The sequence below is a fragment of the Nesterenkonia sp. K-15-9-6 genome, from assembly GCF_052656005.1.
On record NZ_JBQYEY010000001.1, the window covers coordinates 54,885 to 75,168 of the forward strand.

Sequence of the window (20,284 nt, forward strand, 5' to 3'; positions counted from 1 at the left end):
GTGGCGACCTATGAATACACCGCTGACGAACGCGCGGTCGAGTCGCGCGTCGTACCCCGGTCGAAGGGGCGCATCGTCGTCAACTGGCTGACGACGACCGACCACAAGACGATCGGGTACATGTACCTGATCGCCTCCTTCCTGTTCTTCTGCATCGGCGGCGTGATGGCGCTGATCATCCGCGCCGAGCTCTTCGAGCCCGGCATGCAGCTGCTGCAGACCAAGGAGCAGTACAACCAGCTGTTCACCATGCATGGCACGGTGATGCTGCTGATGTTCGCCACGCCGCTGTTCGCCGGTTTCGCCAACGTCATCATGCCGCTGCAGATCGGCGCTCCCGACGTCGCGTTCCCCCGGCTCAACGCACTGGCGTTCTGGTTCTTCCTCTTCGGGTCGCTGATCGCCGTCTCCGGCTTCCTGACCCCGCAAGGGGCGGCGTCCTTCGGCTGGTTCGCCTACGCGCCGCTGTCGGACACCACCTACTCGCCCGGTGTGGGTGGGGATCTCTGGGTCTTCGGCCTGGCGCTGTCCGGCTTCGGCACCATCATGGGTGGTGTCAACTTCATCACCACGATCATCTGCATGCGTGCTCCCGGCATGACCATGTGGCGCATGCCGATCTTCACCTGGAACACCCTGATCACCGCGATCCTGATCCTCATGGCCTTCCCGCCGCTGGCTGCGGCGCTGTTCGGCCTGGGGCTGGACCGACGTTTCGGCGGGCACATCTTTGACCCGGAGTCGGGCGGCGCCATCCTGTGGCAGCACCTGTTCTGGTTCTTCGGGCACCCTGAGGTCTACATCATCGCCCTGCCGTTCTTCGGGATCATCTCGGAGATCCTGCCGGTGTTCAGCCGCAAGCCGATCTTCGGCTACAAGGGTCTGGTCTACGCCACGATCGCCATCGCGGCGCTGTCGGTGACCGTCTGGGCGCACCACATGTACGTCACCGGTGCGGTCATGCTGCCGTTCTTCGCGCTGATGACCATGCTCATCGCGGTCCCCACCGGGGTGAAGTTCTTCAACTGGATCGGCACCATGTGGCGCGGATCGATCACCTTCGAGACGCCCATGCTGTGGAGCCTCGGATTCCTGGTGACCTTCCTGTTCGGTGGTCTGACCGGCATCATCCTGGCCTCGCCGCCCCTGGACTTCCACCTCTCCGACACGTACTTCGTGGTGGCGCACTTCCACTACGTGGTCTTCGGCACCGTGGTCTTCGCGATGTTCGCCGGATTCTACTTCTGGTGGCCGAAGTGGACCGGGAAGATGCTCAACGAGCGTCTGGGCAAGATCAACTTCTGGATGCTCTTCATCGGCTTCCACGGGACGTTCATGATCCAGCACTGGCTCGGCGTCATGGGCATGCCTCGCCGGTACGCCGACTACATGGTCGAGGACGGCTTCACCGCCATGAACCAGTTCTCCACGGTCTTCTCGATGATCCTGGGCGCCTCCCTGATTCCGTTCTTCTGGAACGTCTGGATCACGCACCGCAAGGGCCGCAAGGTCCACGTGGACGACCCGTGGGGCTTCGGAGGCTCCCTGGAGTGGGCGACCTCCTGCCCGCCTCCGCGGCACAACTTCTACTCGCTGCCGCGGATCCGGTCCGAGCGTCCGGCGCTGGACCTGCACCACCCGGAGCTCTCCGACCGCCACAGCCTGCACACGCCGGCTGGCAAGGTGTTCGGTCCCGCTGATCAGAAGGACAAGGCAGGTATCTGATGAAGACGAACGCTGGACTCTTCGGCCTCCTGGGTGTGTTCGTCCTGGTGGTGGCCTTCATCTACGGATTCATCACGGGCTTCGAGGAGCTCGCGGGCTTCCCCCTGCTGCTCCTCACCGCGGGACTGGGCTTCATGCTCTGGTTCTACCTGAGCCTGACGGCGAAGCACTCGGAGGTCATGGACGCCGACAACGCCGAGGGTGAGATCCATCAGCAGGCCGGCAACTACGGGGACTTCGCGCCGTGGAGCTGGTGGCCTCTCGGCCTGGGCTTCTCCTGCGCCTTCGTGTTCTTCGGCATGGCCTTCGACTGGTGGGTGGTGTTCATCGGCGCCATCCCGGCCATCTTCTTCGTGACCGGCTGGGTGCTGGAATACAACCGGAAGCGTTACGCCCACTGACCCGATCAGGCGGGGCTGAGCGCCCCTCCAGGGCGAATGTCGCCCCGCATGCCGCGCGACGCCCGTCGGCGCCTTCAAGGCCCGGCGGGCGTCGGCGTGCGTGCCTCCACCGTTAGGATCTCTCCATGACCATCCGTCCCATCACCATCCACGGCGAGCCGGTGCTGCATCGCCGAGCCGCAGAGGTCGAGGCCATCGACGACACGGTGCGTCAACTGGTCCAGGACATGTACGAGACCATGGATGCCGCCCACGGGGTGGGCCTGGCCGCCCCGCAGATCGGCGTCGGGCTGCGGATCTTCACCTATGCCTACGCCGACTCCGGCGACGCACCCTCACGGGGAGCGTTCATCAACCCCACGCTGCGGCTCATCGGCAAGGTCTCGAAGACCGCGCCCGACCCCGATGAGGAGACCGAGGGTTGCCTCTCGGTGCCCGGATACGGCTTCCCGCTCAAACGCAGCGACCACGTGGAGATCTCCGGGCTCGATGAGGACGGTCAGCTCAGACGGCTCGAGGCCACCGGCTGGTTCGCCCGCATCATGCAGCATGAGTACGACCACCTGGACGGGTATCTCTACGTGAATCGTCTCGATCAGAAGTGGGCACGCCGCTGGAAGAAGGCGATGAAGAAGGAGGGGTGGACCCAGGAGGGGAACACCTGGATGCCCGGCGTCGATCCGGACCCGTTCGGCCACGGTGAGCCTGAGGACGAGGACTGACCGACGGTCAGTCAGCGGGACCAGCTGCCGCGAGCAGCCGTCGGGACCAGACGTGGGAGCCGGCAGCCCGGCTCAGTCGCGGCTGAACTCCACCCAGCTCTCGAGCACGCTGTGGGCGGCTCCTGAGTCCAGGGCTTCGGCGGCGCGGTCCCTGTTCGCGCGCAGACGGTCCAGCACGGGGCCTTCGGCGCTCTCGTCGGCGGCAGTGAGCCCGGCTGCGGCATTGATCAGCACGGCGTCCCGCACAGGCCCCCGATCCCCACGGAGCACCCGCCGGACGATCTCGGCGTTGTCGTCTCCGTCGCCTCCGCGGAGCGCGTCCACCTCCACCTGGGCGACTCCGAAGTCGGCAGGGCGGATCTCATGGTGCTCCACGATGCCCTCCCGCACCTCCCAGATGTCGGTCGGGGACGACGTCGTGATCTTGTCCCGTCCGTCCTGGCCACGGAACACCAGACCCCGGGTCCCCCGCGCGGCCAGCACCTGGGCCATCTTCGGGGCCAGGCCGCGGTGGGCACAGCCCAGCGCCTGGGCGTCCACGTGAGCGGGGTTCGACAGCGGGCCCAGGAAGTTGAAGATCGTGCGGACGCCGAGCTGTCGACGCGTCGGGGCCACGAAGCGCATCGAGGGATGGAAGCTCTGGGCGAAGAGGAAGGTGATGCCGACCTCGGTGGCCGCCTGGGCCACACGCTCGGGGCTCATGGCGAGGTCCACGCCGAGCGCCTCGATGACGTCGGCCGCCCCGGCGGTCGTCGAGGCGCCGCGGTTGCCGTGCTTCACCACCCGGGCGCCGGCCCCGACAGCCACCAGGGAGGACATCGTCGAGATGTTGACCGTGCCCAGACGGTCGCCGCCGGTTCCTACGATGTCGAGGGTGGGGCCGGGGATGGAGATCTCCACAGCCTTGGCCATCATCGTGGACGAGAGCCCGACGAGCTCCTCTGCCGTCTCTCCCTTGGCCCGCAGCGCGATCAGGAACCCGGCGATCTCCGCATCGGTCAGATCGCCTCCCATGAGGCGCTCCATGGCCCAGCCGGAGGTCTCCGCGGTGAGATCCTCACCGTGGAGCAGTGCGTCCAGCAGATGCGGCCAGGTGGGCTGTGAGGCGGGGGAGGTCTCAGTCACCGGACCAGGATATCCCGGGCCCCGACACGCCGTTTCTCTACATTTCGTAGAAATTTCTGACACATTCTCACGGGCCTTGACCTTGGTACTTCCTGGGAATGACGGGGATCGCCGGTCTGACAAGGAACTGGGGGAGGCGCCACACCCGCTTCGTCGATGGCGAACGGGCGACGATTCAGGCAATAATGTCTTCGTGACGTCTGCAACCCAAGCCCCCAATGCTCCGGCGCGCACGCTGCCGAACCGCCCGAACATGGTGTCCGTGGGCACCATGGTCTGGCTGACCAGCGAGCTCATGTTCTTCGCCGGCCTGTTCGCGATGTTCTTCACCCTGCGCTCGACGCAGCCCGAGATGTGGGCGGAGTACAGCTCGCGACTCGACATCACCCTGGCCACGATCATCACGGTGATCCTGGTGGCGAGCTCCGTGACGGCGCAGTTCGGAGTGTTCGCCGCCGAGCGTCACCAGCCCCGCCGCACCGGTTCCCTGATGAACATCAAGAACTGGGGCATGGTCGAGTGGTACATCCTCTCGTTCATCATGGGCGCGATCTTCATCGCCGGCCAGACCTTCGAGTTCGCCGAGCTGGTCAGCCACGGTGTGGCGGTCCAGACCAACTCCTTCGGCTCCGCCTTCTACATCACCACCGGCTTCCACGGCCTCCATGTGATCGGCGGGCTCATCGCCTTCCTGTACGTGATCGCCCGGGCGTACTTCAGCGTGAAGTTCACCCACAAGGAGGCCAGTGCGGCCGTCGTCATCTCCTACTACTGGCACTTCGTCGACGTCGTCTGGATCGCCCTGTTCGGCATCGTCTACATCCTGCCGATGTTCGTCTGACAGGCGTGCCGCTCCACGCTCGACGGACGACGACCATCCATCATCCGCACCTTCGCCCGCAGCCACCGCAGGCGGGCCCGCACCGAGAAGTTAGGAACCGGCACGTGAAGGCACTCTCACAGAAGCGCCGCCACCCCTTCGCAGGCGTGGCACTGCTCCTCCTGGGTCTCCTGATCACAGGAGGCCTGTATGCCGCGGCCACGACCATCAACCAGGCTCAGGCCAGCCAGGAGGCGGACGGGTATTCCGCCGCGGACGTCGATGAGGGTGAGCGCCTCTTCGTGGCGAACTGCGCCACCTGCCACGGCATCAACGCCGAGGGGACCGATGCCGGGCCGTCGCTGATCGGCGTCGGCGCCGCATCCGTCGACTTCCAGGTCGGTACCGGGCGCATGCCGATGCAGATGCACGGTCCGCAGGCGCAGGAGAAGCCGCGGCAGTTCAACGACGAGCAGACCATGCAGCTGGCCGCCTATGTCGCCTCCCTCGGGGCAGGGCCGGCTGTGCCCGCCGAGGAGTACACCGATGTGGACCAGGGTGATCCTGCCCGAGGCGGAGAGCTCTTCCGCATCAACTGCGCCATGTGCCATAACGCCGCGGCGGCCGGCGGGGCACTGACCGAAGGCAAGTACGCCCCGTCGCTGCACGGGGTGGACGAGCGGCACATCTATGAAGCCATGCAGACCGGTCCGCAGAACATGCCGGTCTTCAACGACGCCAACATCCCGCCGGAGGACAAGCGCGACATCATCGCCTTCCTGAAGACCTACGACTCCCAGGGAACTCCCGGCGGCTTCTCGCTCGGCTTCCTCGGCCCGGTCTCCGAAGGCCTGTTCATCTGGACGGGGGGACTGGCGATCCTGATCGCCTCGATGGTCTGGCTGACGTCCCGCTCCTCGTGAGCCGCCGGCCGCGGTGAGCCGAAGACGCCGCACACGCACCTACTACGCAATCACTCAAGCAAAGGACGAGAACCATATGGGCGAGCACGGTCACGGCGACCCGAATGAGTCGGGGGCCGTCATCACAGCCGGTGACGGGGAGTCGGGCAGGTACGCCATCGACAACCCCGGTCTGCCGCCGCACCGCCCGCGGGTGGCAGATGAGGACCCCAAGGCCGAGAAGCGCTCCGAGCGCCAGGTGGCCACGCTGTTCCTCATCTCGATCATCGGCACCGTGATCTTCTTCATCGGCTACTTCGCGGTGGAGCTCAGCGAGGACCTCCAGGCACTGCGCCTGCAGAACACCCTGCTCGGCGTCGGAGTGGGCTTCGCCATGCTCGGCATCGGCCTGGGCGTGGTGCACTGGGCCAAGACGCTGATGCCCGACCACGAGTTGGTCGAGGACCGCAAGCCGCTGCGCAAGGAGGCGGAGCGCCAGGAAGCGGAGCAGATCATCACGGATGTGCTCGAGGAGTCGGGCATCAAGCGTCGACCCCTGATCCGCAACACCCTCATCGGTGCGGCGGTCCTGGCGCCGCTGCCCTTCATCCTCCCGTTCCGGGACTTGGACCGCTCCGAGGACTTCGGCGTCGAGCGCATGCGGCACTCCCTCTGGGAGGAGGGCGTCCGCCTGGTCCGTGACCCCACCGGCACCCCGATCCGCGCGGCTGACATCACGATCGGCTCGGCGATGCATGTGATCCCCGAGACCCTGCGCGAAGTGTCCGGCCACGCGGACCGCCTATCCGAGAAGGCCAAGTCCGTGGTGCTCGTCGTCCGGATGAATCCCGATGACATCCAGCAGGTGACTCCCGGCCGCGAGGACTGGACCCACGAGGGCATCATCGCCTGCTCCAAGGTCTGTACCCACGTCGGCTGCCCGGTGGCTCTTTACGAGCGGCACACGCACCACCTGCTGTGCCCCTGCCATCAGTCGACCTTCGATGCGGCTCAGGAGTTCAAGGTGGTCTTCGGCCCGGCCGGCCGTCCGCTGCCTCAGCTGCCCATCACCGTGGACGAGGAGGGCTTCCTCGTCGCCCGCAGCGACTTCACCGAGCCTGTCGGCCCGACCTACTGGGAGCGTGGCTCCACCGACCCCGAGGGTGATTACAACGCATGAGCGCCAGCACAGAGAAGTACACCGAGGCCCAGTACCTCGAGGCAGACCAGTACCAGCCTGAGACGCGCACCGGACGCATCGCCAACTATGTCGACCAGCGGGTCGGCGGCACGGGGATCGTCCGTGAGTTCGGTCGGAAGATCTTCCCGGACCACTGGACGTTCATGTTCGGCGAGGTGGCGCTCTACAGCTTCGTCATCCTCATCCTCTCCGGCACGTTCCTGACGTTCTGGTTCGATCCCTCCATGGCCAGCACGCGATACGACGGCTCGTATGCGCCGCTGCAGGGTCTTGAGATGTCCACGGCCTACGCGACGGCGCTGGAGCTCTCCTTCGACGTGCGCGGTGGCCTCTTCATGCGTCAGCTGCACCACTGGGCGGCGCTGCTGTTCGTGATGGCCATGTCCATCCACATGCTGCGCGTCTTCTTCACCGGGGCGTTCCGCAAGCCGCGTGAGCTCAACTGGGTCGTCGGCTGCGCGCTGCTGATCCTGGGCCTCGGCGCCGGCTTCACCGGCTACTCGCTGCCGGACGAGGTCCTCTCCGGCAACGGTCTGCGCATCATCGACGGCATGATGAAGGCCATCCCCGTGGTGGGGACGTACATGTCGTTCTTCCTGTTCGGGGGAGAATTCCCTGGGGGCGAGGTCATCCCGCGTCTGTACGTGCTGCACATCATGGTGATCCCGGCGCTGATCCTGGTGCTGATCGCCGTCCACCTGTTCATGGTGGTCACCCACAAACACACGCAGTACCCCGGCCCGGGACGCACGGAGCGCAATGTCGTCGGCTACCCGGTCGGTCCGGTCTACGCGGCCAAGGCCGGTGGCTTCTTCTTCATCGTCTTCGGCATCCTGGCTGTCATCTCCGGGACGTTCCAGATCAACGCGCTGTGGAACTACGGCCCCTACGATCCGTCACCGGTCCAGGCCGGTGCCCAGCCCGACTGGTACATCGGACCCTTCGAGGGGGTGCTGCGCCTGATGCCGGGCTTCCTGGGAGAGCTCCCGCTCGAGTTCGTCATCCCGACCCCGTGGGGTGGGAACTCCGTGGCGACTCCGGTCCTGATCCCGATGATCCCGATCGCCATCATGTTCCTGGTCATGTTCATCTGGCCGTGGATCGAAGCGTGGATCACCGGGGACAAGAAGGAGCATCACCTTCTGGACCGCCCACGCAATGCCCCCACCCGGACGGCGATCGGCGCGGCGAGTGTGACCTTCTACTGCATCATGTGGGGCATGGGCTCCAACGACCTCATCGCCACGCACTTCCACCTGTCGCTGAATGACATCACCTACTGGTCGCGTGTGCTGATCTTCGTCGGCCCGATCATCGCCTTCATCCTCACCAAGCGCATCTGCCTGTCCCTGCAGCGCAAGGACCGGGAGACCGCGCTGCACGGACACGAGGCCGGCGTCATCGAGATGCTCCCGCACGGTGAGTTCCGTGAGAAGCACACTCGTCCGTCCGACTACGAGCTGTACACGCTGGTGGCCTTCGAGTCCCCGGCGCCGTCCGGTCCGCAGCCGAACGCGAAGGGGCGGATCACGCGGACGGAGAAGCTCCGCGCCAAGCTCAACCACTGGTTCTTCCAGGACCGTGTCGAGCCGGTCAGCCGCGAGGAGTACCTCGAGGCACTGGAGCACGACCACCACGGCGACGGCCACGAGGGCGGTCTTGAGGCGACGGATCGTCGGTCCATCGAGGCCAGCCACTGAATCGCACGTGGGTCCGAGAGGACCCACGGCGCTCAGCGCCTTGCCCCGGAGCTGACGACGGCGGGGCCGCACTTCCTAGGGGAGGTGCGGCCCCGCCGTCGTCTGCTGGGGCGCCTCAGCTGCGGCGGGTGATGGCGCGCAGGCGGTCGAGTCGTTCGGCGACGGCGCGTTCCTGCCCGTTCCCGGTGGGTCGGTAGTAGTCCACTCCGACGAGGTCATCGGGGGGATACTGCTGGGCCGCCACATGATGGGGCTCGTCGTGGGCGTAGACGTAGCTGCGTCCGTGCCCCAGACGGTGAGCCCCGGCGTAGTGCGCGTCCCGCAGATGGAGCGGGACCGGCCCGCCCTTGCCGGCGCGGACGTCGGCGATGGCGGCGTCGAGGGCACGGTAGGAGGCGTTGGACTTCGGGGCGGTGGCGATGTGCACCGTCGCCTCCGCGAGGAGGATGCGCGCCTCGGGCATCCCGATCAGCTGGACGGCCTGGGCCGCCGCCACTGCCGTCTGCAGCGCGCTGGGGTCGGCCATGCCGACCTCCTCACCGGCCGCGATCACCAGACGACGGGCGATGAACCGGGGATCCTCTCCGGCGACGACCATACGGGCCAGGTAGTGCAGTGCGGCGTCGGGGTCCGAGCCGCGCAGGGACTTGATGAACGCGGAGACGATGTCATAGTGCTGGTCCCCGTCGCGGTCGTACCGCTGCACGGCATGGTCCATCGCCTGCTCGGCGTCCTCGGAGGTGATCGTGATGGTCCCGAGAGGTCCTGGCGTGGCCCCGCGCGCTTCGGGGGAGTCTTCCTCGGGCGAGTCCGCCTCGGGGGAGTCGGAGTCGCCTGGGTCCGCCTCGGGGGAGTCCTCGTCCGAACCTGCGTCGTCGGTCCGGGCGGGTGCATGCTGCTCCGCCCGCCCGGCAGCCACCGCGGCGGCAGCCTCCAGAGTGGTCAGCACGCGGCGCGCGTCGCCGCCGGCCATGCGCAGGATGTGCCCGCGCGCCTCCGGATCCAGCGTGAAGGCGCCGTCGAGGCCGCGCTCCTCGGCCAATGCCCGGTCGATCAGTCCCGAGAGGTCCTCGTCGGTCAGCGGACGCAGGGTCAGCAGCAGGGACCGCGAGAGCAGGGGGGAGACCACGGAGAAGGACGGATTCTCGGTGGTGGCGGCGACCAGGATCACCCAGCCGTTCTCGACTCCGGGAAGCAGGGCGTCCTGCTGGGCCTTGTTGAAGCGGTGGATCTCGTCCAGGAACAGCACGGTCGTCCTGCCCCGCAGGTCTCGGTCCTCGAGGGCCTGGTCCATGACGCGGCGGACGTCCTTGACTCCCGCCCGGATGGCCGAGAGCTCCACGAAGGTGCGGGACTCGCCACGGGCGATCACATGGGCCAGCGTCGTCTTGCCGGTGCCCGGCGGGCCGTAGAGGATCACCGACGAGGCACCGGCGGGACCCCGCGAGCCCTCCGCGAGCACGCGGAGTGGGGAGCCCTGCTCCAGCAGGTGCTGCTGCCCGACGATCTCGTCGAGGTGGCGTGGACGCATGCGGACGGCCAACGGCACGTGCCGTCGTCGACCGCCCTCCTCCTGGTGGGATGCGGCCGAGAACAGATCGCCGGTCAGAGGGTCGGTCACCGGAGCTCCTCGTAGACATGTTCGAATCGGTCGGATCCACTCTACCGTCGTGACGGCCCGGGCAAGCACTGCCGCGGCGCGCCCGCCCCGATGCGCCCTGATATACCCCGTACAACCTCGGCGCAGGTGCCAGAATGGTGTCCATGCGTGCCGTGATCCAGCGAGTCTCCCGTGCCCAGGTCCGCGCCCGAGATGCCGAGGGCGGTGAGCATGTCGACGGGTTCGACGGAGAGGGTCTGGTGGTCCTCCTCGGCGTCACCCATGACGACACCGATCACCAGGCTCGCCTGCTCGCGGAGAAGACCTGGCGGCTGCGCGTCCTGGACCAGGAGCTCTCCGCCGAACAGGCACAGGCCCCCGTGCTTGCGGTCAGTCAGTTCACCCTCTACGGGGACGCCAGGAAGGGGCGACGGCCCTCATGGAGCAGCGCCGCCCCGGCGGCGGTGGGCGAGCCCCTCTATGAGCGCTATGTCCACCATCTGCGGGCTCTGGGCGCCGTCGTGCACACCGGGATCTTCGGAGCCCACATGGAGCTGGAACTCGTCAACGACGGCCCCGTCACACTGCTGCTCGACACCGAGGAGCTGGAGCGACCCCGACGCAGCTGACCGCAGTTCAGCCCGCGCACTCGCGCGGATCCTTCACACGGATCCTTCACACGGGGACCTGCACAGCATCAGGCCCGGCCGGAGAAGACTCCGGCCGGGCCTGATGTCATGCTGTCGCCAGAGGACAGGCGGACGCAGGAAGGGTCATGTCCTGGGTCAGGACGCCGCCTCCACCGTCTGCTTCGGGGTGCCGTCCGATGCCCCGTCCTTCGGCTCGGGACGGGCGTCGACTCCGGCCTCCTTGCGCTGCTGGGCAGTGATCGGCGCCGGTGCGGCGGTCAGCGGGTCGAATCCGCCGCCGGACTTCGGGAAGGCGATGACCTCGCGGATCGAGTCCTCACCGGTCAGCAGGGCCACGACGCGGTCCCAGCCGAAGGCGATCCCGCCGTGCGGAGGCGCACCGAACTTGAAGGCGTCCAGCAGGAATCCGAACTTCTCCCGGGCCTCCTCCTCGGCGATGCCCATCACGGCGAAGATCCGCTCCTGCATCTCGCGACGGTGCACACGGATGGAGCCGCCGCCGATCTCGTTGCCGTTGCAGACCAGGTCGTAGGCGTAGGCCAGCGCCTCACCGGGGTCCTGGTCGAAGGTCTCGGCGAACTCCGGCTTCGGGGCGGTGAAGGCGTGGTGGACTGCGGTCCAGGCGCCGGAGCCGACGGCCACGTCGCCTGCCGCGGTGGCCTCGGCGGCGGGTTCGAACATGGGGGCGTCGACGACCCACACGAAGGACCAGGCGTCGTGGTCGATCAGGCCGGTGCGCTCGGCGATCTCTACGCGAGCCGCTCCCAACAGGGCGCGGGAGGTCTTGACCTCTCCGGCGGCGAAGAAGATGCAGTCGCCGGGCTTCGCGCCCACCGCCTCGACGAGGCCGGCGCGCTCCTGGTCAGAGAGGTTCTTCGCCACCGGGCCACCCAGTTCTCCGTCCTCCGAGACGAGCACGTAGGCCAGACCCTTGGCCCCGCGCTGCTTGGCCCATTCCTGCCAGGCATCGAGGGTGCGGCGCGGCTGGTCGGCACCGCCGGGCATCACGACCGCGCCCACATAGGGGGCCCGGAACACCCGGAACGGCGTCTCCGCGAAGTAGTCGGTCAGCTCCACGAGCTCCAGGCCGAAGCGCAGGTCCGGCTTGTCGGTGCCGTAGCGCGCCATCGCCTCCCGATAGGTGATCCGCGGCAGGGGAGCCTGAAGCTCGACGTCGATGAGGCGCCACAGCCGCCGCATCAGGTCCTCCGTCAGCGCGATGATGTCCTCCTGGTCCACGAAGCTGGCCTCGATGTCCAGCTGGGTGAACTCCGGCTGACGGTCGGCGCGGAAGTCCTCGTCCCGATAGCAGCGGGCGATCTGGTAGTACTTCTCGAAACCGCCGACCTGCAGCAGCTGCTTGAACAGCTGCGGCGACTGCGGCAGTGCGTACCAGGAGCCGGGGGCCAGGCGGGCGGGGACCAGGAAGTCGCGCGCACCCTCCGGCGTCGACCGGGTCAGCGTCGGCGTCTCGATCTCGGTGAAGTCCTGCGTGTGCAGGAACTCCCGGGCCACACGGTTGGCCTCCGAGCGCAGCCGCAGGGCACGCTGCGGTGCCTCGCGGCGCAGATCGAGATAGCGATGCCGCAGGCGCGCCTCCTCACCGACCTCCACGTGCTCGTCCACCTGGAACGGCAGCGGGTCGGCAGTGTTCAGCACCGTGACCTCGTCCGCGATGACCTCCACCTCGCCGGAAGCCAGGTTCGGGTTCTCGTTGCCCTCCGGGCGGCGCTCGACCGTCCCGCGGATCTGCAGGACGAATTCATTGCGCAGCGGGGCGAAGTCCTCCTCGTCCCGCACGACGACCTGGGCGACGCCTGAGGCGTCCCGCAGGTCGAGGAACGCCACGCCCCCGTGGTCGCGACGGCGGGCGACCCAGCCCGTCAGCGTGACAGTCTGTCCGATGTGCTCGGCGCGGAGTGCGCCGTTGTGGTGTGTGCGAAGCACGATGTCCTCCCTGGAGGGCCCGCTGTCGGTCCGGGTTCTGCCGGCCGACCTCGGTGCTGCCTCTGTCCTGGGGCCTGATGGGCCGATGTCTGTAGCTGTCTGGATGTGTGCTGATGTCGTCGTGTGCTCTGCTGCGCCGACACGGAGCGTCGGCGACCGGGGTCAGCCCGCGGGGACCACCCGCGGGGACAGATCCTCCTGCGGCGGCGTCCAGGTCTGCGGATCGGCCGAGACCTGGTCCCCGGACCGGATGTCCTTGACCTCGTGGCGACCGTCCTCGTCGGTGAACCAGACGAAGGGGATGCCGCGTCGATCCGCGTGACGGATCTGCTTGCCGAACTTCTCGGCCCGCAGCGCCACCTCCACGTTGATCCCGCGCGACCGCAGCTGGTCGGCGACGTCTTGGGCGGATCCCCAGTCCTCGTCTGTGCGCAGCGCGATGTAGACCACGCTGGGGACCGAGCGACTGGCGGTCAGGTGTCCCTGAGCCAGCAGGCGCGAGAGCAGGCGGGTCACGCCGATGGACAGCCCGACCCCCGGGAAGGTGCGCTTCCCCTTGGAGGCCAGGGACTCGTAGCGGCCGCCGGAGCAGACCGACCCGAGAGACTCATGACCGACCAGGACGGTCTCGTAGACAGTCCCTGTGTAGTAGTCCAGCCCGCGGGCGATGGACAGGTCGGCCACGGCCCGCCCGGGGACGCGGCGCTGAAGCTCACCCATGACCTCGGCGAGCTCGGTCAGGCCGGCCTCCAGCAGCTCGTGCTCCCCGCCGAGAGCCCGGACCTGGTCCACGAAGCTGAGGTCCTCGGTCCGGATCTGTGCCAGCGCCAGCGCCTTCTGCGCCTGCTCCTCCGTCGCGCCGGCCGTCTCAGCCAGCTCGGCGGCGACCTTCTCCGGGCCGATCTTCTCGAGCTTGTCGATGGCCCGCAGCACCGCGGCGGTGTCCTCCAGGCCGATCGCGAGGTAAAACCCCTCGGAGAGCTTGCGGTTGTTGATCCGCATCCGGAAGTCGCCGATCGGCAGCGACTCCAGCGCGCGCGCCATCACCACAGCCAGCTCGACGTCGCAACGGAAGGGCAGCGAGCCGTCACCGACGATGTCGATGTCTGCCTGGGTGAACTCGCGGGACCGGCCCTCCTGAGGGCGTTCTCCGCGCCAGACCTTCTGGATCTGGTAGCGACGGAAGGGGAAGGAGAGGTGGCCTGCATTCTCCACCACATACCGAGCGAAGGGCACCGTGAGGTCGAAGTGCAGTGCGAGGCGAGCCTCGGCGTCCTCGTCGGCCTGCAGCCGCGAGACGCCGTAGATCTCCTTGTCGATCTCTCCCTTCTGCAGCAAGGTGTCCACCGTCTCCACGGCTCGGGACTCGATGGAGACGAACCCGTGCCGCTCGAAGACCTCCCGCAGGGTGTCGAGCACATGGAGCTCCACCAGACGCTCGTCGGGGAGCCACTCGGTGAAGCCGGAGAGGGACGTTGTGCGTGCCATGCGGGGTGGGCGCTCCTCACTGGAGGTGACGGGGTCGACAGACCGGTCCATCATAGCGGCCGCGTCGCAGGTCGTGTGCGGTGCCGGTAGGGTGGTGGCCATGAGTCCCGCAGTCAGACCCGGACACCACGAGACCACTCTCGACGAGGCGCGGCAGATGGCCCGCGTCGACGACGACGGCCACGTCTACGCGAAGGCGCCGACGGCGTCGGGCGCGCCCGAACCTTCCGCCGCGCAGGATGCGTCTTCGGCCCAGACGCCCGCGCCGACGCCTGAGGCCGAGCAGGTTCCTGCCGCTGAGCAGGCAGGGCCGGCACATCAGGCAGGGCCGGCAGATCAGGCAGGGGCAGTCGCCCCCCGGGAGCAGTCGGAGCAGCCGGAGGAGATCCGGAGCACCGCGCAGCCGGCCGCCGATGAGGTCTACGTCGGCCAGTACCCCGGCGCGACGCCGGAGGAGGCTCTGCAGTACTTCACCCGGAAGTTCGACGACCTCTTTGACCGCGCGCTGCTGCTCAAGGCCCGGGTCGAGGCGTCCGCCGACGGGGCCAAGGCCCTCCGAGAGAGCCGGGAGGCGCTCCTCGCGGAGCTCGACGGCGGAGCCTGGGTGGGCGACGTGGCCGCTCTGCGCGGCATGCTGGACGAGCTGGCCCACGGCATCGAGGCCCTGGCGACACGGGAGAAGGAACAGGCCGAGCAGGCTGTGGCCGAGCACCTTCAGGTCCGGGAGGGGATCGTGGCGGAGGCGGAGGCGATCGCCGCCACCGATCCCGCCGCCCAGCATTGGAAATCGGCCCAGCAACGCATGAGCGAGCTCTTCGAGGCGTGGAAGGCGGAGCAGAAGAAGCCGCCGCGCCTGACCAAAGCTCAGGAGGACCCCTATTGGAAGCGGTTCCGGGCCGCCCGGAGCGCATTCGACAAGGAGCGTCGGGCGTTCTTCAGCCGCCGGGACAAGGAGCACTCTGAGGTCAAGCGCATCAAGGAGGAGCTGATCGTCCGCGCCGAGGAGCTCCAGCACAGCACGGACTTCGGACCCACCACGAAGGCCTACCACCGCCTCATGGACGAGTGGAAAGCGGCAGGCCGAGGTGCACGCCGCAGCGACGACGCCCAGTGGGCGCGTTTCCGGAAGGCGCAGGACGTCTTCTTCGCTGCGCGGGACGCGGCCAACGCCGAGATCGACGCTGAGTACCAGGCGAACCTGGAGGTCAAGGAGCAGCTCCTGAAGGAGCTGGAGGCGCTGATGCCGTTCACCGCCCCCGAGACGATCCGCGACCGCTACCACGCGCTGCTCGAGCGCTGGGATGCGGCTGGGCGAGTGCCCCGGGGCGACGTCAAGCGGATGGAAGGGGCTCTGAAGCGGGTCCAGGACGCCTTCCGGGAGGCCGAGGAGGCCCATTGGCGGCGCACGGATCCCGAGACGGTGGCGCGCCAGAACTCGATGCTGCACCAGCTCGACGAGACCATCGCCGGCCTGGAGCAGGAGCTCGAGCGGGCGCGTGCCCACGGCGACGCCCGGACCATCGCCGAGGCGGAGGAGGCTCTGGAGGCCCGCCGCAGCTGGCGTCGGATGATCGAGGAATCGGCCTGATCCTCCGGTCCGCCGGCCTCCCGGAACTCGGATCACGAATAGATTACAATCGCATCGACATGTGCCGCCGACACCAGTGAGGACCCCCGCGTGAGCGATGACATGCCGCATCAGGCGGGCTCCCGCCGGCGCCGCCGTGAGATCCGCGAGGCCCGGGAGCGTGCCAGGGCTGAGGAGGAGAGGCAGGCCGCGGAGGCGACGCCTTCGGGGCGGGTTCCCTTCGAGCAGGCCATCGGAGCGGCCGGCGCCACCGCGGGGGAGGGCGTATCGGAGGCACCTCGCGCGGCGACCTCCGGGGAGGCCGAGTCTGTCCAGGACGCGCCCGTCGCCCCAGTGTCTCCGGCCGAGGACATCCTCGGCCCGGAGGAGCACGTGCTGGAGGAGCACGTGGAGCACGATGCGGACGGCGCACCGCTGCTGATCACGTCCTCCAGCTACGGGCGGGGATATCAGACCGTCACCCCGCTCGACACGGGCACCAGCCGAGAGATCCTCACGCGGCGTCGCGAACGTCGGCGTCGCCGCAACCTCACGCTCGGACTCGTGTTCGGAGGCTTCGCCGCACTGGTGGTCATCTTCGCCGTGGTCTTCAACGCGGTGTTCGGCGGGCTGCTCTCCGGCCCCGAGGACTACGAGACCCAAGCCGGAGACACGGTCACGTTCGAGGTGAACCCGGGCGAGGGCTGGGAGGTCGTCGGCCGACGGCTCGCTGAGGAGGGGATCATCGCCAGCCAGGAGGCGCTGCGCGACGCGCTGCGCAATGCGGACGATCTCGGAGTCCTGCAGGCCGGAGAGTTCGAGGTCCGCGAGGAGATGCCGGCCGCCGACGCGGTCAGCGCGTTGACCCCGGACCGGGAGGCTCAGGGAGTCGTCTGGGTCAACGCCGGATGGCGGATCGATGAGGTCTTCTCCGCAGTCGCTGACGCCACAGGGATCCCCGAGGCCGACTTCCGCGAGGCCGCAGAGGACCCTGCTGACTTCGGCCTGCCCGAGGAGGCGGAGACCCTGGAGGGCTATCTGGCGGCCGGCGAGTACCGCTTCAGCCTGGAGGAGGACCCGGAGCCGACAGAGATCCTGCAGGCCATGGTGGACCGGACGTTCGAGGAGTTCGAGGATGCCGGCATCACCGACGAGGACGAGCAGTGGCGAGCAGTCATCATCGCGTCGCTCATCACCGGAGAGGCCAACCACTCCGAGCCGGAGGACTACCGGGTGATCGCCAGTGCGATCGAGAACCGGCTGGACCCGGACAACACGGAGACCGGAGGCCTGCTGCAGATCGATGCAGCCGTGAACTACGGCCTCGGCCTGTCCGGCGACCTGCACTTCCCGGAGTCCGAGCGGCTGAACCCGGAGAACGAGTACAACACCTACGTGCACGAGGGACTGCCGCCCGGCCCCATCGCCGCGCCGACGCCCGGCACGCTGGAGGCCGCCGTCGACCCCGCCGACACGGACTACTACTACTGGGTGACCGTGAACGTCGAGACCGGCGAGACCCGCTTCAACGAGACCTACGCGGAGCATCTGGACGACGTCGCGGTGTTCAACCAATACTGCGACGACAACCCCGGCGTCTGCAGCCCGGCCGAGGAGGAGGCCGCCGAGGCTGAGGTGGAGGAGGGCGAGTGACCCCCTCCCGAGCCGCGGTGCTGGGGCACCCCATCGGCCATTCCCTCTCTCCGGCGCTGCACGGGGCCGCCTACGCGGTGCTGGGGGTGGACATCGCCTACTCGCGCCGCGACGTCGACGTCGCGGGTCTGCCGGACTTCCTGACGGGGGAGGGGGCGCAGCCCGGCTGGGTCGGCTGGTCCGTGACCATGCCGCTGAAGTCCGCCATGGTCCCGCATATGGACGTCGTCTCGCCCCGGGTCGAGACTCTGGGGGTGCTGAACACTGTGGTCCACGGGCCTGACGGGCTCGTCGGCGACAACACTGACGTGGACGGGATCGTCGTCGCGCTCCAGGAGGCCGGCCTCCTGGCGGCCTCGGGCCGGTTCGGCGTGATCGGTGCGGGCTCGACGGCGGCGGCCGCCTTGGCGGCGGCGGCTGAGCTGGGCTTCACCGAGGTCTCCTCCTATGCCCGCTCGGCGGCGCGGGCGGCCTCGCTCGAGCCGGTGGCCGAGGCCTTGGGACTCTGCCTTCGGCGGGAGCCCCTCGAGGCTCTGCCGCGAGACGTCGCTGGCCAGGAGCTCGGCGCGGTGGTCTCGACGCTTCCGCCTCGTGCCGCGGACGACCTCTCCGCGCACCTGCCTCGTCTGGGGCGCCGCCTGCCGCTGCTGGATGTGGCCTATGACCCCTGGCCCTCTGCGCTGGCGGAGTCCTGGGAGCGTGCCGGCGGACAGGTGGTCTCCGGGCTGGCCATGCTGCTCCACCAGGCGGTCGAGCAGGTGCACCGGTTCAGCGCGGGCACCCCGCATCCGGCCGCGGATCTGCCCGCAGTGGAGCACGAGCGGATGGTCTCCCGCATGCGGGAGACGCTGCCCTTCTGAGCCGGCGGGCCGGGGCGCCCGGCGCGCCGGGTCGCCCCCCCCAGGCGTCCACGAGGCGTCCACCAGGCGGAATCACGTCCGATGACGCCGTCGTGCGCCCCCGGGACATGGCATCATGGAGGCCATGTTGCGCTGGCTGACCTCCGGAGAATCACACGGCCGTTCCCTCGTCGGCATCATCGAGGGCCTTCCCGCCGGGGTGCGGCTGAGCACCGAGGCGGTCCAGGACGCCCTGGCGCGTCGTCGTCTCGGCTACGGGCGCGGAGCCCGCATGAAGTTCGAGAAGGACCAGGTCAGGCTGCTGGCCGGAGTCCGGCACGGTCTGACCATCGGCGCTCCGGTGACCATCGAGGTGGGGAACACGGAGTGGCCGAAGTGGGAGAAGGTCATGTCGGCGGACCCGGTCGACCCCGCCGAGCTCGAGGGACTCGCCCGCAACGCCCCGCTGACACGGCCGCGTCCCGGCCACGCCGACTACACGGGCATGCAGAAGTACGGATTCGAGGAGGCCCGCCCGGTCCTGGAGCGTGCTTCGGCGCGCGAGACCGCCACGCGGGTGGCGCTGGGCTCCGTCGCGCAGTCGTTCCTCCAGGACCTGGGTATCACCACGGTCTCCCACACCACCGCGATCGGGTCCGTGGAGGTCCCTGAGCAGGTGGAGACCCCGTCGGCGAGCGACGTCGAGCGTCTCGACGCCGATCCGCTGCGCTGCACCGATCCGGCCACCAGTGAGCGGATGGTCGCGGAGGTGGACGACGCTCACAAGGCGGGCGAGACCCTCGGCGGCGTGGTCGAGGTCGTCGTCGACGGCCTGCCTCCCGGGCTCGGGTCCTACGTCCACTGGGACCGGCGCCTCGACGCCCGGCTCGCCGGTGCGCTGATGGGCATCCAAGCGATCAAGGGGGTGGAGGTCGGTGATGGCTTCCGCACGGCGCGGCGGCGCGGCTCCCAGGCGCATGACGAGATCGAGCCCGCCGGCTCCGCGGTGCGCCGCGCCACCAACCGGGCGGGAGGCATCGAAGGGGGTATGAGCATCGGCACCCCGCTGCGGGTGCGGGCCGCCATGAAGCCCATCGCCACGGTGCCGCGGGCCCTGCGCACCGTGGACACGGCGACCGGCGAGCCGACCACCGCCCACCACCAGCGCTCGGACGTCTGCGCCGTCCCGGCCGCCGGCGTCGTGGCCGAGGCGATGGTCTCCCTGGTGATCGCCCAGGCCGTGCTGGAGAAGTTCGGCGGCGACAGCCTCCCAGAGGTGCGGCGGAACCTGGAGTCCTACCTCTCCGGGCTCCCGGAGCTCGGCTCCGACCCGCAGCGTGCCGGCACCGACGGCGATCCGCTGCAGGCGCCTGCCGCGATGCAGGACTGACAGCGGAGCGAGACTGATGGTGGGAACTGGACGCACCCAGGATCTGGCGCGCAACATCGTGCTCATCGGGCCGATGGGCTCCGGCAAGTCCACGGTGGGATCGGCGCTGGCCCGTCGGCTGGGCCGGCCGCACGTCGACACTGACCACTTCTTCGTCGCACGTCATGGCAGCATCGCCGAGTACTTCACCACGCACGGCGAGGAGGCCTTCCGCGCGGAGGAGGAGAAGGTGGTCGCCGAACTGCTGGACTCGCCACGCCCGTCCGTCATCAGCCTCGGCGGCGGCTCGATCCTCAGCCCGCGGACCCGTGAGACCCTGAGCAGTCAGCTGGTCGTGATGCTGGACCTCACCGAGCAGCAGGCGCGGCAGCGTCTCGGCGACGGCTCCACACGCCCGGTCCTCGGGGACGACCCGGTGTCCTCCTGGCGTCGGATCTACGCAGAGCGTGAGGCCCTGTATCGTGAATGCGCGGACGTCGTCGTTCCGCCTGCCGAGGGGACGATCGACGAACGAGTCGATACCATCGTCTCGGCACTCCGTGCCGTCCACTGAC

Annotated in this window: 17 protein-coding genes; 13 read left to right on the plus strand and 4 right to left on the minus strand. The window is 68.6% G+C overall.

Translation table 11 applies throughout. The features are described from left to right. From ctaD to def, 3 genes are all read left to right on the plus strand, one after another. A complete protein-coding gene (gene ctaD / locus SD455_RS00240; RefSeq protein WP_311024200.1) occupies positions 1-1,725 on the plus strand; it encodes an aa3-type cytochrome oxidase subunit I in 1,725 nt (574 codons plus the stop codon). Further along, complete coding sequence (locus tag SD455_RS00245; protein WP_311024201.1) at positions 1,725-2,126, plus strand: cytochrome c oxidase subunit 4; 402 nt, start codon at positions 1,725-1,727, stop codon at positions 2,124-2,126. Before ctaD ends, SD455_RS00245 begins: the two co-directional genes overlap by 1 nt. Before the next feature lie 125 nt (positions 2,127-2,251). After that, entirely contained in the window at positions 2,252-2,848 is a 597-nt protein-coding gene (gene def / locus SD455_RS00250) for a peptide deformylase (RefSeq protein ID WP_445506926.1), read from the plus strand. Between the two features lie 72 nt (positions 2,849-2,920). Here the strand turns inward: def and trpD are convergent, their stop codons facing one another. Beyond that, positions 2,921-3,973 (minus strand): anthranilate phosphoribosyltransferase, encoded by a 1,053-nt coding sequence (gene trpD, locus SD455_RS00255; protein WP_445506927.1) that lies wholly within the window; start codon positions 3,971-3,973, stop codon positions 2,921-2,923. A gap of 193 nt (positions 3,974-4,166) precedes the next feature. Here trpD and ctaE point away from each other — a divergent pair, with 193 nt between their 5' ends. The 4 genes from ctaE (at position 4,167) to qcrB (ending at position 8,596) form a co-directional block, all read left to right on the plus strand. After that, on the plus strand, positions 4,167-4,814 hold the full coding sequence (ctaE, locus tag SD455_RS00260) for an aa3-type cytochrome oxidase subunit III (RefSeq protein WP_445506928.1): 648 nt from the start codon (positions 4,167-4,169) through the stop codon (positions 4,812-4,814). Between the two features lie 104 nt (positions 4,815-4,918). Continuing rightward, on the plus strand, positions 4,919-5,716 hold the full coding sequence (gene qcrC / locus SD455_RS00265) for a cytochrome bc1 complex diheme cytochrome c subunit (RefSeq protein ID WP_445506929.1): 798 nt from the start codon (positions 4,919-4,921) through the stop codon (positions 5,714-5,716). A gap of 76 nt (positions 5,717-5,792) precedes the next feature. Beyond that, positions 5,793-6,875: a cytochrome bc1 complex Rieske iron-sulfur subunit gene (qcrA, locus tag SD455_RS00270; RefSeq protein ID WP_445506930.1), complete on the plus strand. Its 1,083-nt coding sequence runs from the start codon at positions 5,793-5,795 to the stop codon at positions 6,873-6,875. Continuing rightward, on the plus strand, positions 6,872-8,596 hold the full coding sequence (gene qcrB / locus SD455_RS00275; protein WP_445506931.1) for a cytochrome bc1 complex cytochrome b subunit: 1,725 nt from the start codon (positions 6,872-6,874) through the stop codon (positions 8,594-8,596). The genes qcrA and qcrB overlap by 4 nt, the downstream gene beginning before the upstream one ends. 115 nt (positions 8,597-8,711) lie before the next feature. On the opposite strand, the gene SD455_RS00280 is transcribed toward qcrB, so the two are convergent. Continuing rightward, positions 8,712-10,127 carry a replication-associated recombination protein A gene (locus SD455_RS00280; RefSeq protein WP_445507010.1) on the minus strand — a complete coding sequence of 472 codons (1,416 nt, stop codon included), beginning with the start codon at positions 10,125-10,127 and terminating at the stop codon, positions 8,712-8,714. A gap of 233 nt (positions 10,128-10,360) precedes the next feature. Between SD455_RS00280 and dtd the strand changes: the two genes are divergently transcribed. Next, the gene (gene dtd, locus SD455_RS00285; protein WP_311024208.1) at positions 10,361-10,825 is read left to right on the plus strand and encodes a D-aminoacyl-tRNA deacylase; all 465 of its coding nucleotides are present in this window, start codon (positions 10,361-10,363) and stop codon (positions 10,823-10,825) included. A gap of 156 nt (positions 10,826-10,981) precedes the next feature. Here the strand turns inward: dtd and aspS are convergent, their stop codons facing one another. Both aspS and hisS read right to left on the minus strand, forming a co-directional pair. Beyond that, on the minus strand, positions 10,982-12,793 hold the full coding sequence (aspS, locus tag SD455_RS00290; protein WP_445506932.1) for an aspartate--tRNA ligase: 1,812 nt from the start codon (positions 12,791-12,793) through the stop codon (positions 10,982-10,984). A gap of 162 nt (positions 12,794-12,955) precedes the next feature. Next, a complete protein-coding gene (hisS, locus tag SD455_RS00295; protein ID WP_445506933.1) occupies positions 12,956-14,281 on the minus strand; it encodes a histidine--tRNA ligase in 1,326 nt (441 codons plus the stop codon). Between the two features lie 100 nt (positions 14,282-14,381). Between hisS and SD455_RS00300 the strand changes: the two genes are divergently transcribed. The 5 genes from SD455_RS00300 to SD455_RS00320 all read left to right on the plus strand — a co-directional run bounded on the left by SD455_RS00300 (position 14,382) and on the right by SD455_RS00320 (position 20,283). After that, a complete protein-coding gene (locus SD455_RS00300; RefSeq protein WP_445506934.1) occupies positions 14,382-15,869 on the plus strand; it encodes a DUF349 domain-containing protein in 1,488 nt (495 codons plus the stop codon). 90 nt (positions 15,870-15,959) lie between these two features. After that, a complete protein-coding gene (mltG, locus tag SD455_RS00305; RefSeq protein ID WP_445506935.1) occupies positions 15,960-17,501 on the plus strand; it encodes an endolytic transglycosylase MltG in 1,542 nt (513 codons plus the stop codon). Continuing rightward, positions 17,498-18,361 (plus strand): shikimate dehydrogenase, encoded by an 864-nt coding sequence (locus SD455_RS00310; RefSeq protein ID WP_445506936.1) that lies wholly within the window; start codon positions 17,498-17,500, stop codon positions 18,359-18,361. The genes mltG and SD455_RS00310 overlap by 4 nt, the downstream gene beginning before the upstream one ends. Positions 18,362-18,485: 124 nt before the next feature. Further along, positions 18,486-19,730 carry a chorismate synthase gene (gene aroC / locus SD455_RS00315; protein WP_311024214.1) on the plus strand — a complete coding sequence of 415 codons (1,245 nt, stop codon included), beginning with the start codon at positions 18,486-18,488 and terminating at the stop codon, positions 19,728-19,730. 16 nt (positions 19,731-19,746) lie between these two features. Beyond that, positions 19,747-20,283: a shikimate kinase gene (locus SD455_RS00320; RefSeq protein WP_311024215.1), complete on the plus strand. Its 537-nt coding sequence runs from the start codon at positions 19,747-19,749 to the stop codon at positions 20,281-20,283. Position 20,284: the final 1 nt, after the last annotated feature.

Excerpts from the sequence above, each read along its gene's own strand:
- SD455_RS00245 (WP_311024201.1), top strand. The coding sequence starts at position 1,725 with ATGAAGACGAACGCTGGACTCTTCGGCCTCCTGGGTGTGTTCGTCCTG.
- def (WP_445506926.1), top strand. The coding sequence starts at position 2,252 with ATGACCATCCGTCCCATCACCATCCACGGCGAGCCGGTGCTGCATCGC.
- qcrA (WP_445506930.1), top strand. The coding sequence starts at position 5,793 with ATGGGCGAGCACGGTCACGGCGACCCGAATGAGTCGGGGGCCGTCATC.
- qcrB (WP_445506931.1), top strand. The coding sequence starts at position 6,872 with ATGAGCGCCAGCACAGAGAAGTACACCGAGGCCCAGTACCTCGAGGCA.
- SD455_RS00280 (WP_445507010.1), bottom strand. The coding sequence starts at position 10,127 with ATGCGTCCACGCCACCTCGACGAGATCGTCGGGCAGCAGCACCTGCTG.
- dtd (WP_311024208.1), top strand. The coding sequence starts at position 10,361 with ATGCGTGCCGTGATCCAGCGAGTCTCCCGTGCCCAGGTCCGCGCCCGA.
- hisS (WP_445506933.1), bottom strand. The coding sequence starts at position 14,281 with ATGGCACGCACAACGTCCCTCTCCGGCTTCACCGAGTGGCTCCCCGAC.
- SD455_RS00300 (WP_445506934.1), top strand. The coding sequence starts at position 14,382 with ATGAGTCCCGCAGTCAGACCCGGACACCACGAGACCACTCTCGACGAG.
- aroC (WP_311024214.1), top strand. The coding sequence starts at position 18,486 with ATGTTGCGCTGGCTGACCTCCGGAGAATCACACGGCCGTTCCCTCGTC.
- SD455_RS00320 (WP_311024215.1), top strand. The coding sequence starts at position 19,747 with ATGGTGGGAACTGGACGCACCCAGGATCTGGCGCGCAACATCGTGCTC.